We start from the raw sequence: 13,275 nt of genomic DNA, 5'->3' as shown, positions 1-13,275 counted from the left end.
GGGGGGCGCATGTTCCAAGGCACGACGGCCCGGACCCTGCTCGCCTCCTTTGCCGTTGCCCTGCTCGCCCTGCTGTGCTTCGCGCACACGGAAACCTTCGCACCCGCGCACACGCTCAGTGAAGCGCGGGCCAAGACCGAACCCGGGATCGCCTCCCCGGCGAAGCCGGCGCGCGACGGGGCGGACACGCTCCGCGCCCCGGGCTGCCCGGGTACTCCCGCAGGCCTCCCGCACGTGCGCGACCGGCAGCGCGGCCCGGCCGCAGGCTGTGCGCAGGCGCACCCGCTCATAGCCGGCCGGGCGGCCGGTACGGGCCCGTCCCACGCGCCCGGCACCGTGCACGACCCGGCCTCCAGAGCCTCCAGAGCCCACACCCCGTCAGCGCTCCAAGTCTTCCGCTGCTGACCGGCGCCCGCGCGCACTCTCTCTCCCCCCCCACACACACAACGTCGTTCAAGCCCGACGCGCCCGTGCAGGCGCGCCAGGAGGAACTCACACATATGCAGCCCCTCATCGACAACGCCCGTACCTTCGGACAGCGCCCTGAGGAGTTCGCCCAACTCGCCGCAGGCCAGTCCCCACAGGTGCTGTTCATCACCTGCTCCGACTCCCGGGTCGTCCCGGCCCTGATCACGGGCGCCCGCCCCGGCCAGCTCTTCGAGCTGCGCACCGCGGGCAACATCGTCCCGCCCCACACCTCGCTCCACCCCACCAGCGAGGCCGCCACCATCGAGTACGCCGTGGAGGTGCTCGGTGTCCGCGACATCGTCGTCTGCGGCCACTCGCACTGCGGTGCCGTCGGCGCGCTGGTGCGCGGCGACGACCTGACCGCCGTACCCGCCGTGCGCGACTGGCTCGCGCACGCCACCCCGCGCCCGGCCGGCGCGGCCGAGGACCCGGAGGTCGCCGAGGGCGTGCGGGCGCACGTCCTGACCCAGCTGCTGCGGCTGCGCTCGTACCCCTGCGTCGAGCGGAAGCTGGCGGAGGGCCGGCTGGGCCTGCACGCCTGGTACTACGAGGTGCACACCGGCGCCGTACGTGCGCACCGCCCGCAGACCGACACCTTCGAGTCCCTGTGAGCGCGCCGATGACCAGTGAGAACACCACCCTCATAGCCCGGTTCCCGTATCTGCGGCAGGACGTCGCCGCCTCTCTCGTCGTCTTCCTGGTCGCGCTGCCGCTGTGCGTCGGCGTGGCCGTCGCCTCCGGTGTCCCGGCCGAACTCGGCCTGGTCACCGGCATCGTGGGCGGACTCGTCACCGGGCTGATGCGCGGCAGCAGCCTGCAGGTGTCGGGTCCGGCCGCCGGAATGACCGTGCTCGTCTTCGAAGCGGTCAAGGAGTTCGGGCTGCCGGGGCTCGGCGCCATCGTGCTCGCCGCCGGACTCCTCCAAGTGGGCATGGGCCTGCTGAAGCTGGGCCGCTACTTCCGCGCCATTTCGGTCTCGGTCGTCGAGGGCATGCTGGCCGGAATCGGACTCGTGCTCGTCGCCGGGCAGTTGTACCCGGCACTCGCGGCCAAGGCACCCGACTCCGGACTGGGCAAGATCGCCGGACTGCCCGGGGCGCTCCTGGACGCCCTCGGCGACGGCACGGCGGTGGCCTCGCTCGCGGTGTGCGCGGGCACCATCGCGGTGCTCCTGCTGTGGAAACACGCCCCGGCGAAGGTGCGTACGCTGCCCGGCCCGCTGGCCGCGGTGGGCCTCGCCACGGTGGCCGCGTTCGCACTGGACCTGCCGGTGGCCACAGTGGAGGTGCGAGGCCTGCTCGGCTCGGTCCAGCCGCCGCCGCTCGGCGCGTTCGGCGAGCTGGCGAGCGTCGGGGCACTCGGCACGATCGTCGCCTTCACACTGATCGCGTCCGCCGAGTCCCTGTTCAGCGCGGCGGCCGTGGACCGGCTGCACTCCGGGCCGCGCACCGAGTACGACAAGGAGCTTCTCGCCCAGGGCGTCGGCAACACGGTGTGCGGGCTGCTGGGCGCGCTGCCGATGACCGCGGTGATCGTGCGCAGCGCGGCCAACGTGCAGGCGGGCGCCCGTACGAAGGCCTCCCGTGTCCTGCACGGGGTGTGGCTGCTGCTCTTCGCCGCGCTGCTGCCGGACGTGCTGGCCTACATCCCGATCCCGGCGCTGGCGGGCATCCTGATCCACTCGGGCGCCAAGCTGGTCCCGGTCCGGGCGCTGGCCGGGCTGTGGCGCGAGCACCGGGGCGAGGCGCTGGTCCTGTCCGTCACGGCCCTGTCCATCGTGGCGGTCAGCATGTTCGAGGGGGTGCTGATCGGGCTGGCGCTGGCCGTGGTCAAGACGGCCTGGGAGGCCTCGCACGTCAGGCTGGAGGTCGTCGACAAGGGCGCGGGCCCGGTCGACGCCTACCTCTCGGGCAACGCGACGTTCCTGCGGCTGCCGAAGATCCTCGACAGCCTGGAGTCGCTGCCCCAGGACCGCCCGGTCCGCCTGGACCTGTCCGGCCTGCACCACCTGGACCACGCCTGCCGTACAGCCCTGGAGAACTGGGCCGAGCGGCACAGCGCGGCGGGCACGGAACCGGTGAAGGTCACCACGCGCGCCGGCTGACGGCCGCCCTCTGCGGTCCGGGATGCCGACGCCCCTCGGCAGCCCGGCCCGGTCCCCGGGCTTATGGCTTCCGCCCCACCCCGGGCATATGGTTACAGCAGCGGACGAAAACGGACCTCTCCGTGAGGAGGTCACCATGGTCCAAGAGCTGCTGGGCGCCGCAGCGGCGGCGGGTTCCGTCGCGGTGGTCTATCTGGCGATGGCGGCGCGGATCGTCAAGCAGTACGAGAGAGGCGTCCTCTTCCGGCTCGGCCGGGTGGCGGGAGGCGAACGCGAGCCCGGCCTGACCCTGGTGATCCCGTTCGTGGACCGGCTGCACAAGGTCAACATGCAGATCGTCACGATGCCGATCCCGGCCCAGGAGGGGATCACCCGCGACAACGTCACCGTTCGGGTGGACGCGGTCGTCTACTTCCGCGTGGTCGACGCGGCGAGCGCCCTGGTGAAGGTCGAGGACTACAAGTTCGCGGTGTCGCAGATGGCCCAGACGTCCCTGCGGTCGATCATCGGCAAGAGCGACCTGGACGATCTGCTCTCCAACCGCGAGAAACTCAACGAGGGCCTGGAGCTGATGATCGACAGCCCGGCCGTCGGCTGGGGCATCCAGGTCGACCGGGTCGAGATCAAGGACGTCTCCCTGCCGGACACGATGAAGCGGTCCATGGCCCGCCAGGCCGAGGCCGACCGGGAACGCCGGGCCAGGATCATCAACGCCGACGCCGAGTTCCAGGCCTCCAAGAAGCTGGCGGAGGCCGCCCAGCAGATGGCCGACACACCGGCCGCTCTCCAGCTGCGGCTGCTCCAGACGGTGATGGCGGTGTCCGCCGAGAAGAACTCCACGCTGGTGCTGCCCATCCCGGTGGAGCTGCTGCACTTCCTGGAACGGGGCGCACAGCAACCCGCGGCGAACGGTGACGGAGAGCTCCACTCCGGCTAACGTGCACTGGCGTGCCGGGCATGCGCAGGAACTGGGTGATCACCTTGGCCGCCGTATCCGCGACGGCCGTCGCGGCGGGCTGCGGCGGCGGTGGCGGTGGCGGACCGGTCGCCGTGCCCTCGCCCACCGCCGCCCACCGGCTGACCGTCACCAGCTCCGCGTACGCCGACGGCGGCACCGTCCCGCGACGGCACACCTGCGACGGCGCGGACCTCTCGCCTCCGCTGGCCCTCACCGCCGTACCGGCGCACACGGCCTCGCTGGCCCTGCTGCTGCGGGACCGCGACGCCGGGCACGGCATGTTCACGCACTGGCTGGTGTGGGATGTCGACCCGCACACCAGGCAGTTGTCCGCCGGGGAGCATCCGCGGGGGGCGACCGAGGGCCGCAACGGCTTCGGCAGGACCGGGTACGGCGGGCCGTGCCCGCCGCGTGGAGACCGGCCGCACCGGTACGTCCTGACGGTGTATGCCGTGGACCGCCGGGTCTCGCTGGCCGCGGGGGCCTCGCCGGCCGACCTGATGCGTGCGTTGTCGGGGCACACTCTCGCCACGGGCACATTGACGGGGCGCTACGGCCGGTAGTGCCGGGACGGGCCACCGTTCGTCTGCGGCTTCGTCGTGGCTGGTCGCGCAGTTCCCCGCGCCCCTGGGGCGCGGATGCACCGCTTGGAATCCGGAGGGAAGGGGCGGCCATGACGAAGGAGAGTGCGAAGGATCTTCGAGGGCTGCTGCGGCTCCCGCCCGGCGAGAAGGTCGACCTGGCCGCGTACGACGCGCGGGCCACGCCCGGTGCCCCCGGGGGCAAGCAGGCCGGGCTCGCTGACAGTACCCGGATGGGGAAGCGGCTGGCCGGGCTGCAGGAGCGGTTGTGGGCGGCGGGTACGGCGGGGGATCGGCGGCGGGTGCTGCTGGTGCTGCAGGGGATGGACACGAGCGGGAAGGGCGGCACGGTCAAGCACGTCATCGGGCACCTCAACCCGGCCGGCTGCCGGATCCAGGCGTTCAAGGCGCCCACCGAGGAGGAGCGGCGGCACGACTTCCTGTGGCGGGTGCGCACGGTTCTGCCCCGGCCGGGTGAGATCGGGATCTTCGACCGCTCGCACTACGAGGACGTCCTCGTCGCCCGGGTACGGCATCTCGCCCTGCCGGCGGAGATCGGCAGCCGCTACGGCCTCATCAACGACTTCGAGCGGTCCCTCGCCGAGGACGGCGTGACCGTGATCAAGTGCTTTCTGCACCTCTCCTACGAGGAGCAGCGGCGCCGGCTGCTGCGCCGCCTGGACCGCCCGGACAAGCACTGGAAGTTCGCCCCCGGCGACATCGACGACCGCGCCCTGTGGCCCGCCTACCAGGAGGCCTACGAGCTGGCCCTGGAGCGCTGCGCGGCGCCGTACGCGCCCTGGTACGTGGTCCCGGCGGACCGCAAGTGGTACCGGAACTGGGCGATCGGCCGCCTGCTGCTGGAGCACCTGGAGGAGCTGGACCCGCGGTACCCGAAGGGCGACTTCGAGGTGGCGGCGTGCCGGGAGCGGCTGCTGAAAGGGCCGTAGGCACGGGGGCCGCCGCGTGGGTGACCGTACCGCCGTGCCGTCGGGCATATCGCCATACAAGTGGTCGTTCAGTCCTACGTTCGTACGGTGATCCCACGAGTACGCCGTATCACCGCCGTCTGTGCCCTGGGTGCGGCTCTCGCCGCCTGCGGTGGCGCGGGTCCTGCGGGTGGTGCCCATCGGGCCCCGGTCAGGTCCGCCGTGTCCGCCGCCGCGTCGCGGCCGCCCGTGCTGGCCCCGGGTCCCGGCGGCCTGACCCCGGTCTTCGAGCACGGTCCGCGCACCCTGGGCAAGACGGTGGCGCTGACCTTCGACGCCGACATGACCGCCGACCAGGGGCCCCGCGCGGCCGCCGGCGAGCATTTCGACAACCCGGACCTCATCGGCACCCTGCGCGCCCTGAAGGTGCCGGCGACGATCTTCATGACCGGCCGCTGGGCCGACGAGTACCCGGCCGAGGCCCGCAGCCTCGGCCACGACCCGCGGTTCGAGGTCGCCAACCACTCCTACAGCCACTACGCGTTCACCGGCGACTGCTACGGCCTGCCGACCGTCGACCCCGCCAGGATGCGGTCGGACGTGGAGCGGGCGTACGCCTCGCTGCGCAAGGCCGGCGTGCCGCACGCGCTGCCGTACTTCCGCTTCCCCGGCGGCTGTTACGACCGGCGGGCGCTGCGCGCGCTGAGCGGGCTCGGGGTGACCGCGGTGCAGTGGGACGTGGTGAGCGGCGACGCGTTCGCCACGGACGCCGACGCCGTGACCCGGCAGGTGCTGGACGGGGTGAAGCCCGGCTCGGTGGTCGTCATGCACTGCACCCGCAGCGCCGCCCCGACCACCGAGCGGGTCGTCCGCGCGGTCGTCCCGGAACTGCGCAAGCGCGGCTACCGGTTCGTAAAGGTCTCCGAGCTGATCGGCGAGACCAGCGGTCACCGCTGAGCGGCCTACGCTGGGAGCGTGAGCGAGGAGGACTACTGCACGGTCGCCGAGACGGCGAAGCCGCCCAAGGCTGACGGCCCGCCGTACGCGGAGTGTGTGCTGTGCCGGGAGCCGACGGAGTACCCGGAGTCGTACAAGGGCATCACGCTCTGCCCGGTGTGCGAGTGGCGGGAGGCGGAGCGCACCTCCTGCTCGGGGTGACCGATCCGCTCGGGGTGACCGATCCGCTCAGGGTGACCGGCGGGCGGTGAGCCGCGCGGCCAGGGCGAAGGCCGCCGCGGTGAGCAGGGCCGCCCCGGCCAGCGGCAGCAGCGGCATCGGGGCCCGGCCGGTCTGCGAACCGGTGACCAGGCCGCTGACCGCCGCCCGCGCCGGGGAGCCGGTGAGCACCACCGCCAGCAGCGCGCCCAGCAGCATCGCGGGCACGGCCCGGCCGGTGGAGCGCAGCAGCGGCCGGTTGGTGAGCGCGCCGACGGCCGAGCCGAGCAACGCGCAGGTGAGCGTGGCCGGCAGCCCGGCCGCGCCCGCCTGCGGCAGGGGCACGTGGACCCGGTGGCCATTGCTCGCCGGATCACTGATCAGCGTGATCACCAGGGTCGCCACCAGCCCGAGCGTCACCGCCGCGAGCAGCGCCGTCAGCAGGCAGGCGAGGTGCGCCCGGGCGGGGCCGCGCGCGGCGGCGACGCAGGCGCGGGCCGCGTCCGGCTCGCCGGTGACACAGATCCGCACCAGCCAGGCGGCCACCGGGAGCAGACCGGCGGCGGTGTAGCCGAGCGAGTCGAGGACGGGCTGGCCGCTCTGCACACCGATCCCGAGGAACGCGGCGTACAGGATCACCGGCGGCAGCCAGCGCTGGGAGCGCACCAGCAGGTCGGCCTGGTAGCGCAGGAGTGCGGTCATGGGCGGCTTCCGGGGTTCGCTACGGGATCGTCCGGGGGCGGGGTGACGCTGACGACGTGCCAGGGCGGGCGGGCCGTGAGCAGGGTGCGCAGGACGATGTCGGACTGGGAGGCGGGGACGGCGAGGCGGTACATGCCGGGCGTGGTCTCCTGCGCGGAGGTGACGGTCCGGGCCGCGTCGGGCGGCAGCTGCCCGCCGGCCGGTCCGCGCACGGTGACGAGGGTGAGCGGCCCGGCCGCTGAACTCCCGTCGTCCGTACGGCGCTTGAGACCGCCGTCGAGGACGGTGTACGTCGCGTCCGGCACCCCGGCCAGCCGGCGCGGGTCGTGGTCCACGAACACCACGGCTCCCCCGGCGGCGGCCCGCTCGGCCACCGCCCGCTCCAGCTCGGCCCGCGCCATCGCGTCCAGACCGGTCCAGGCCTCGTCCAGCACCAGCAGCTCCGGTTCACCGAGCAGGGCCTGGGCCACGGCGACCTTCTGGCTGCTCCCCTTGGACAACTGGGACATGGGCGTACCGGCGTAGGCGCCCGCGCCGAAGCGGTCCAGCCAGGTGCCTGCGGCGCGTGCGGCGGTCTTGCGGCTCAGGCCGTGGACGGTGCCGAGGTGGGTGAGATAGCCGAGCGGGGTGAAGGGGAGCGCCGACGGGAAGCGTTCGGGGACGTACGCCGTGCGGGGACGGCCGGTGATGCGGCCCTCGCTGGGTGCGTCGAGCCGCGCGAGGAGGCGGAGGAGGGTGGATTTTCCGGTGCCGTTCGCTCCTTCTATACGGGTGAGGGTTCCGGGGGCGAGGGTGAGGTCGACGCCTCTTAACACCCAGGGCCCGCGGATGCCGTAGCGGCGGCCTACGCATGCCATTCGTAGATCATGTTGCATGGGGGCATTGTGGTCTTGGCTGGTCGCGCAGTTCCCCGCGCCCCTTAAAGTTGGCTGGTGTGAGCCCTGATGCAGAGTCCCCGAGCGACAGCCCCTTCCACTCTCAGCACACCCCTCGCGACGAAGCCCCCCAGTTCGTGCTCCCCCTCGTCGTGCGGATCGAGAAGAGCGCGCCGCCCGCCCGTACCGACGCGCTGGAGACGGCCGCCCGGGCGGTGCTGGTGCTGCTCGGGGATGAACGGGCGCACGGGGACGGCGCGTGGGCCGAGGCGGTGCGGAGCTGGGAGGACGCGCGGATTCGCAAGGTCGTCCGGCGGGCCCGGGGCACCGAGTGGCGGCGGGCCGAGGCGCTGCCCGGGACCACGGTGACCGGAAAGTCCGCGGAGGTACGGGTCTTCCCGCCGATCCCGCTCGACGGCTGGCCCAAGGACCTGGCCAAGCTCCAGGTATCGGGCACCGAGCTGGACGACCCGGAGCCGCCCGTCGCCCCGGACCAGGCCCAGCCCGTGCTGTGGCTGAACCCGGAGCTGGAGATGTCGGCCGGGAAGGCGATGGCCCAGGCCGGGCACGCCGCCCAGCTGGCCTGGTGGGCGCTGTCCGGCGCGGAGCGCACCGCCTGGCGGGACGCGGGCCACGCGCTCGCCGTCCGTACGGCCGACCCCGCCGACTGGGCCCGGCTGACCGGCAGCGGGCTGCCGGTGGTGCGGGACGCCGGGTTCACGGAGATCGCGCCCGGTAGCTGCACGGTCGTCGCCGACCACCCGGCGCTGCGCTAGGAGAAGCCGGATGACGCGGGTCGACGGGCGGGTCGAACGGGGCAACCGTACCCGCAAGCTGGTGCTGCGCCGCACGGTGGACATCGCCTCGGTCGAGGGCCTGGAGGCGCTCACCGTCGGCCGTCTCGCCGCCGAGCTGGAGCTGAGCAAGAGCGGGGTGTTCGCGCTCTTCGGCTCCAAGCAGGAACTGCAGCTGGCCACGGTGCGCGAGGCGGTGCGGATCTTCACCGAGCGGGTGATCCGCCCCGCGGCCGAGAGCCCAGCCGGACTGGGCCGGGTCTGGCGGCTGTGCGAGCTGTGGCTGGAGTACTCGCGCGGCCGGGTGTTCCCGGGCGGTTGCTTCTTCTACGGCGCCATGGCCGAGTTCGACGCGCGGAGCGGGCCGGTGCACGACGCCGTGGTCCGCGCGCAGCGCGACTGGACGGCCCATGTCGAGCGCACCATCGACGAGGCCCGTACGGCGGGCGAGCTGCTCGCCGGCACGGATGTCCGGCAACTCGCCTTCGAACTGGTGGCGTTGCTGGAGACGGCGAACGCCCTGTCGGTCCTGCACGACGAGGAGACCGCGTACCGCAGGGCCCGGGTGGGCATCGCGGAACGCCTGCGCGGTGCGGCCACGGACGGCACCCCACTCCCCCAAGTCCCCTGAGGCGACGCCCGGTTGGCGGCTCCTTCGGCCTTCCAAAACAATAAGCACGATCGTTCGCTTTGTTTTAGGCTCGGACCATGACGCATGTGACCGGAGCGGACTTCGTCGAACTCGACCGGATCGCCGTCCAGGAGGCCGTACGCCTGGTGGACCTGGCCACGACCGCGGACTGGACGCGGGACACCCCCTGCGCGGGCTGGACCCTGCGCCGGCTCGTCGCGCACATGACCGCACAGCACCTCGGTTTCGCCGCCGCGGCGCGCGGAGCGGGGCGCGAGCCGGAGTACTGGCGGGAGCCGGAGGACATGAGCGAGCCGGCCCGGACGCACCGGTCGGCCGCCGCCACGGTCCTTACGGCCTTCGCCGAACCGGGTGTGACGGAGCGCGAGTTCACGCTGCCGGAGCTGGGCGGCGGCTTCCCGGGCGGCCGGGCGATCGGCTTCCACTTCATCGACTACGTCGTGCACGCCTGGGACGTCGCCGCCTCCCTCGGCGTCACCGTGGAACTCCCCGAGCACGTGCTCGTCGCCGCGCTCGCCGTGGCCCGGCGGGTCCCGGCCGATCCCGCCCGGCGCGGCCCGGGCTTCGCCTTCGCCCCGGTGCTGGAGGTGCCGGAGGGCGCGGGCCCGCTGGAGGAGGTGCTGCGCCTGCTGGGGCGCGGTCCGCAGCGGTGAGCGGCACGGGACTGAACCTCAAATGTTGCTCTGAACACGACACGGAGGAGGTTCGGGTCCGGTCGCCGGGGCCATACCCCCTGCATTCGACGGAGGGGAGGAGCCATGCGGCGACTGGGCACGGGGATCGGCTGGCGGCCGGAGATCGCGGACGCCGTGGAGCGCATGCCGGGCATCGACTGGGTGGAGGTCGTGGCGGAGAACGTCTGCCCCGGCCACCTTCCCGACTCGCTGCAGCGGCTGCGCGAGCGCGGGGTCACCGTGATCCCGCACGGCGTCTCCCTGGGCCTCGGCGGCGCCGACCGTCCCGACGAGGGCCGGCTGACGGCGCTGGCGGAGCGGGCACAGGCCCTCGGTTCCCCCCTGGTCACCGAGCACATCGCGTTCGTCCGCGCGGGCGGCCCGCTCACCGCCTCCCCGCACCTGGAGGCGGGGCACCTGCTGCCGGTGCCGCGCACCAGGGACGCCCTGGAGGTGCTCTGCGAGAACGTCCGCATCGCCCAGGACGCCCTTCCCGTGCCGCTGGCCCTGGAGAACATCGCCGCGCTGTTCTCCTGGCCGGGCGAGGAGCTGACCGAGGGGCAGTTCCTGTCCGAGCTGGTCGAGCGCACCGGCGTGAGGCTGCTGATCGACGTGGCCAACCTGCACACCAACCACGTCAACCGGGGCGAGGACCCGGCCCGGGCGCTGGCCGAGCTGCCCGTGGAGGCGATCGCCTACGTCCATGTCGCGGGCGGCTTCGAGCGGGACGGCGTCTGGCACGACAGCCACGCCCACCCCGTGCCGCGCCCGGTGCTCGACATCCTGACCGACCTGGCCTCGCGTACCGCGCCGCCCGGTGTCCTGCTGGAGCGGGACGAGAACTTTCCGGAACCGGCCGAGCTGGAGCGGGAGTTGAAGCTGATCGGGGAGGCGGTGGCGGCCGGGCGTGGGCGGGGCTGCCAGGGTGCGGGAGCTGTGACCGGCTCGGCCGACGGGGGTTCCGCCGTGCCGGCGCGGCCGGTGGCCGGTGCGCGGGAGCGGCTCGGTGTCGCCCAGGCCGCGGTCCTGTCCGCCCTGGTGGCGGGGACGCCGGTGCCCGAGGGATTCGACCGGGTGCGGATGGGGGTACAGGCGCGGGCGCTCGCGTCGAAGCGGGCGGACGTGGTGGCGAAGGCGGCGCCCGAGCTGCCGGTGATCCTCGGCACGGGGTACCGGGTGGCGTTCCTGGAGTACGCGCGGGAGCGGCCGATGGGTGGGGGGTACCGGCGGGACGCGCTGGACTTCGCGGGGCATCTGCTGCGGGGCGGGGGACCGAAGGACGCGGGGGCCCGGCGGGAGCTGCGGCAGTGGTGGCTGGACCGGGCGGGGCCGGCACCGCGGCGCCGAACGCGGGTGGGCCGGGTGGCGCAGAGGGTGCTGCTGCGGCACCTGGGCTGAACTCTGTGGAACGGGTGCCGCCCCTCGCCCCTGGCGGCACGACCGCCCGCAGCTGTGAGCGCCCCGTAAGGGGCGCGGGGCAGTGTCGACATGCGGCTCCGCCGCGTAGGCGCGACCAGCCACAACGCACCCGCACCCGCACATGCACACGCCGACGCACCGTAGTCCGACGGCGACCCTGCGCACCCGCCCGAGCCCCCCAGCGCACCCGAGTAATATGCCAACCTCGCACGCACCCCCATGCACACTCGCGTGCGGTGCGCTACAGGAGGCGCCATGCGACCCCGACCCCCGGTCAAGGGCCGAGGCATATTCAGCGGTACCGGACTCGTCATCGCGGCCCTCGCGGCAACCGCGGCGGCACTGCTCTACCCGCTCTGGACCTACGCGGACCGGCCGGCAGCGGCCGGCGCCACCGTGCTGAGCACGCAGACCGTCACGACCCCGTTCGGCCCGCTGTCCACGCAGGACCGGGACTTCATCACCAAGGTCCGGCTGGCGGGACTGTGGGAGCTGCCCGCCGGTGAACTGGCCGAGCAGAAGGGGACCACGGCGGCCGTACGCACCGCGGGCCAGCACCTGGTCGACGGGCACACCTCACTGGACGCCCATGTCCGCACCGTGGCCACCCAGCTCGGCGTACCGCTGCCCAACGAGCCGAACGCACAGCAGGAGCAGTGGCTCGACACCCTGAAGGCGGCGCGGGGGCAGGACTTCGACCGGCAGTTCGCCGGGATCCTGCGGCTCGCCCACGGCCGGGTCTTCGCGCTGGTCGCACAGGTCCGGGCCGGCACCCAGAACTCCCTTGTCCGCGATCTCGCCGACGACGCGAACGCGACCGTCCTGGACCACATCAAGGTCATGGAGGCGACGGGGTACGTCGACTTCGCCGCGCTGGCCAGGGAGCTGGCCGCCTCCCCCACTCCCGTACCGGCCCCGCCGGCCGTCGACCCGAGCGCCGCCGTGCCGGTCGTGCCGTCGCCGAGCGAGTCGTACTCCCTGCCGCCCGCCACCACCAGCCCGCCGCCGCGGACGAGCAGCTCCTGACCTGGGCGGGAAACGGAACGTCACAGACCGCTAACACTGTGTCCGGATGGTGAAAAGGGCATGGCGTTCACCCAGGCCACTGGCATAGAAACACGTCATGTTCTGGGTCCTTCTCCTGCTCCTGGCCTGGGTTTTCGCCGGTACGGCATGCACCCGGCTGTGCCTGGCGGCCGTCCGTGCGGCCACCATGGACGCGGATGCCGCGACGACGGCCCGGGAGCGTGATCGTGATCTGACGCTGTACGAGGCCGCCTTCCTCTCCGGCGGCCCCGCCCGGGTCGCCGATGTGACCCTGGTCTCGATGGCCCGCCAGCGGCGCCTGCTGCTCGCGCACACCGGCTGGGCCACGGTGGTGGACCCGCGCGGGCGCGACGAGATGGAGCAGTCCGTCATCGGGGCCATAGGTCCGCAGGGGCAGTCGCGGATCGCGCCCGTGCGGGCGCGGGCGGCCGGCACCGAGGCCGTACGGCGGCTCGCCGACGGCCTGGTGCGCGCCGGTCTCGCCGTCCCCGACGACGCGGGTACGACCGTGGGCGCGGCCGTCCGCCAGGTGCGCGCCGCCGCGCTCGCCGTGGCGGCCCTCGGCGTGACCGCCCTGCTGCTGCCGGTGCAGACCGGGACGCCGCGGCTGCTGGTCGGCCTGTGGTTCGCCCTGCCCCTCATCCTGTCCCTGAGCTGCCTGGCCATCGCCCGCTTCGAGGTGCACCCGTACTCGCGCTGGGCCTCACCGGCCGGGCAGCGGCTGCTGGGCGCACTGGTGCGCAGGCCGGCCGGTGACGAGCGGTCCTTCCTCACCTCCGTCGCCGTGCGCGGGATCCGCGCGATCGGCGAGCCGCAGCTGCGCGCCGCCTTCACCCACCGCGACCAGCCCTGGCGGGAGTGAGGGCGCCCACAGGCCTTCGGGGGGCGCATAGGGGGCATTGGCGCCGACACCGGCC

Annotated in this window: 16 protein-coding genes; 14 read left to right on the top strand and 2 right to left on the bottom strand. The window is 73.5% G+C overall.

The window, feature by feature from the left end; genetic code table 11:
* The first annotated feature begins 9 nt into the window (after positions 1-9).
* From ACWC0C_RS04380 to ACWC0C_RS04345, 8 genes are all read left to right on the top strand, one after another.
* The gene (locus ACWC0C_RS04380) at positions 10-405 is read left to right on the top strand and encodes a hypothetical protein (protein WP_450861490.1); all 396 of its coding nucleotides are present in this window, start codon (positions 10-12) and stop codon (positions 403-405) included.
* A gap of 95 nt (positions 406-500) precedes the next feature.
* Complete coding sequence (locus ACWC0C_RS04375) at positions 501-1,079, top strand: carbonic anhydrase (protein WP_449194752.1); 579 nt, start codon at positions 501-503, stop codon at positions 1,077-1,079.
* Positions 1,080-1,087: 8 nt separating this feature from the next.
* Complete coding sequence (locus tag ACWC0C_RS04370) at positions 1,088-2,572, top strand: SulP family inorganic anion transporter (protein WP_450861488.1); 1,485 nt, start codon at positions 1,088-1,090, stop codon at positions 2,570-2,572.
* A gap of 136 nt (positions 2,573-2,708) precedes the next feature.
* The gene (locus ACWC0C_RS04365) at positions 2,709-3,509 is read left to right on the top strand and encodes a slipin family protein (RefSeq protein ID WP_450861486.1); all 801 of its coding nucleotides are present in this window, start codon (positions 2,709-2,711) and stop codon (positions 3,507-3,509) included.
* A gap of 20 nt (positions 3,510-3,529) precedes the next feature.
* Positions 3,530-4,093: a YbhB/YbcL family Raf kinase inhibitor-like protein gene (locus tag ACWC0C_RS04360; RefSeq protein ID WP_450861484.1), complete on the top strand. Its 564-nt coding sequence runs from the start codon at positions 3,530-3,532 to the stop codon at positions 4,091-4,093.
* Between the two features lie 110 nt (positions 4,094-4,203).
* Positions 4,204-5,061 carry a PPK2 family polyphosphate kinase gene (locus tag ACWC0C_RS04355; protein WP_450861482.1) on the top strand — a complete coding sequence of 286 codons (858 nt, stop codon included), beginning with the start codon at positions 4,204-4,206 and terminating at the stop codon, positions 5,059-5,061.
* Positions 5,062-5,148: 87 nt separating this feature from the next.
* Complete coding sequence (locus tag ACWC0C_RS04350) at positions 5,149-5,997, top strand: polysaccharide deacetylase family protein (protein ID WP_449194757.1); 849 nt, start codon at positions 5,149-5,151, stop codon at positions 5,995-5,997.
* 18 nt (positions 5,998-6,015) lie between these two features.
* Positions 6,016-6,198, top strand: a complete 183-nt coding sequence (locus ACWC0C_RS04345; protein WP_449194758.1) for a hypothetical protein — start codon at positions 6,016-6,018, stop codon at positions 6,196-6,198.
* A gap of 27 nt (positions 6,199-6,225) precedes the next feature.
* On the opposite strand, the gene ACWC0C_RS04340 is transcribed toward ACWC0C_RS04345, so the two are convergent.
* Together ACWC0C_RS04340 and ACWC0C_RS04335 are read right to left on the bottom strand one after the other, a co-directional pair.
* Entirely contained in the window at positions 6,226-6,897 is a 672-nt protein-coding gene (locus tag ACWC0C_RS04340; protein WP_450861480.1) for an ABC transporter, read from the bottom strand.
* On the bottom strand, positions 6,894-7,772 hold the full coding sequence (locus ACWC0C_RS04335) for an ATP-binding cassette domain-containing protein (protein WP_450861478.1): 879 nt from the start codon (positions 7,770-7,772) through the stop codon (positions 6,894-6,896). The genes ACWC0C_RS04340 and ACWC0C_RS04335 overlap by 4 nt, the downstream gene beginning before the upstream one ends.
* A gap of 50 nt (positions 7,773-7,822) precedes the next feature.
* Between ACWC0C_RS04335 and ACWC0C_RS04330 the strand changes: the two genes are divergently transcribed.
* The 6 genes from ACWC0C_RS04330 (at position 7,823) to ACWC0C_RS04305 (ending at position 13,220) form a co-directional block, all read left to right on the top strand.
* Entirely contained in the window at positions 7,823-8,548 is a 726-nt protein-coding gene (locus tag ACWC0C_RS04330; protein WP_450861476.1) for an aminoacyl-tRNA hydrolase, read from the top strand.
* Between the two features lie 10 nt (positions 8,549-8,558).
* Entirely contained in the window at positions 8,559-9,197 is a 639-nt protein-coding gene (locus tag ACWC0C_RS04325) for a TetR/AcrR family transcriptional regulator (protein WP_450861474.1), read from the top strand.
* A 77-nt stretch (positions 9,198-9,274) separates the two neighbouring features.
* Positions 9,275-9,871, top strand: a complete 597-nt coding sequence (locus tag ACWC0C_RS04320; protein WP_450861472.1) for a TIGR03086 family metal-binding protein — start codon at positions 9,275-9,277, stop codon at positions 9,869-9,871.
* A 105-nt stretch (positions 9,872-9,976) separates the two neighbouring features.
* Complete coding sequence (locus tag ACWC0C_RS04315; protein ID WP_450861470.1) at positions 9,977-11,290, top strand: DUF692 domain-containing protein; 1,314 nt, start codon at positions 9,977-9,979, stop codon at positions 11,288-11,290.
* 276 nt (positions 11,291-11,566) lie between these two features.
* Complete coding sequence (locus tag ACWC0C_RS04310; protein WP_449194765.1) at positions 11,567-12,337, top strand: DUF4142 domain-containing protein; 771 nt, start codon at positions 11,567-11,569, stop codon at positions 12,335-12,337.
* A 97-nt stretch (positions 12,338-12,434) separates the two neighbouring features.
* Entirely contained in the window at positions 12,435-13,220 is a 786-nt protein-coding gene (locus ACWC0C_RS04305) for a TIGR04222 domain-containing membrane protein (RefSeq protein ID WP_450861467.1), read from the top strand.
* Positions 13,221-13,275: the final 55 nt, after the last annotated feature.

Source organism: Streptomyces sp. NPDC001709 (assembly GCF_053596375.1).
The sequence above is the reverse complement of the archived record's forward strand: the minus strand, read 5'-3'. Positions and strand labels throughout refer to the sequence as shown.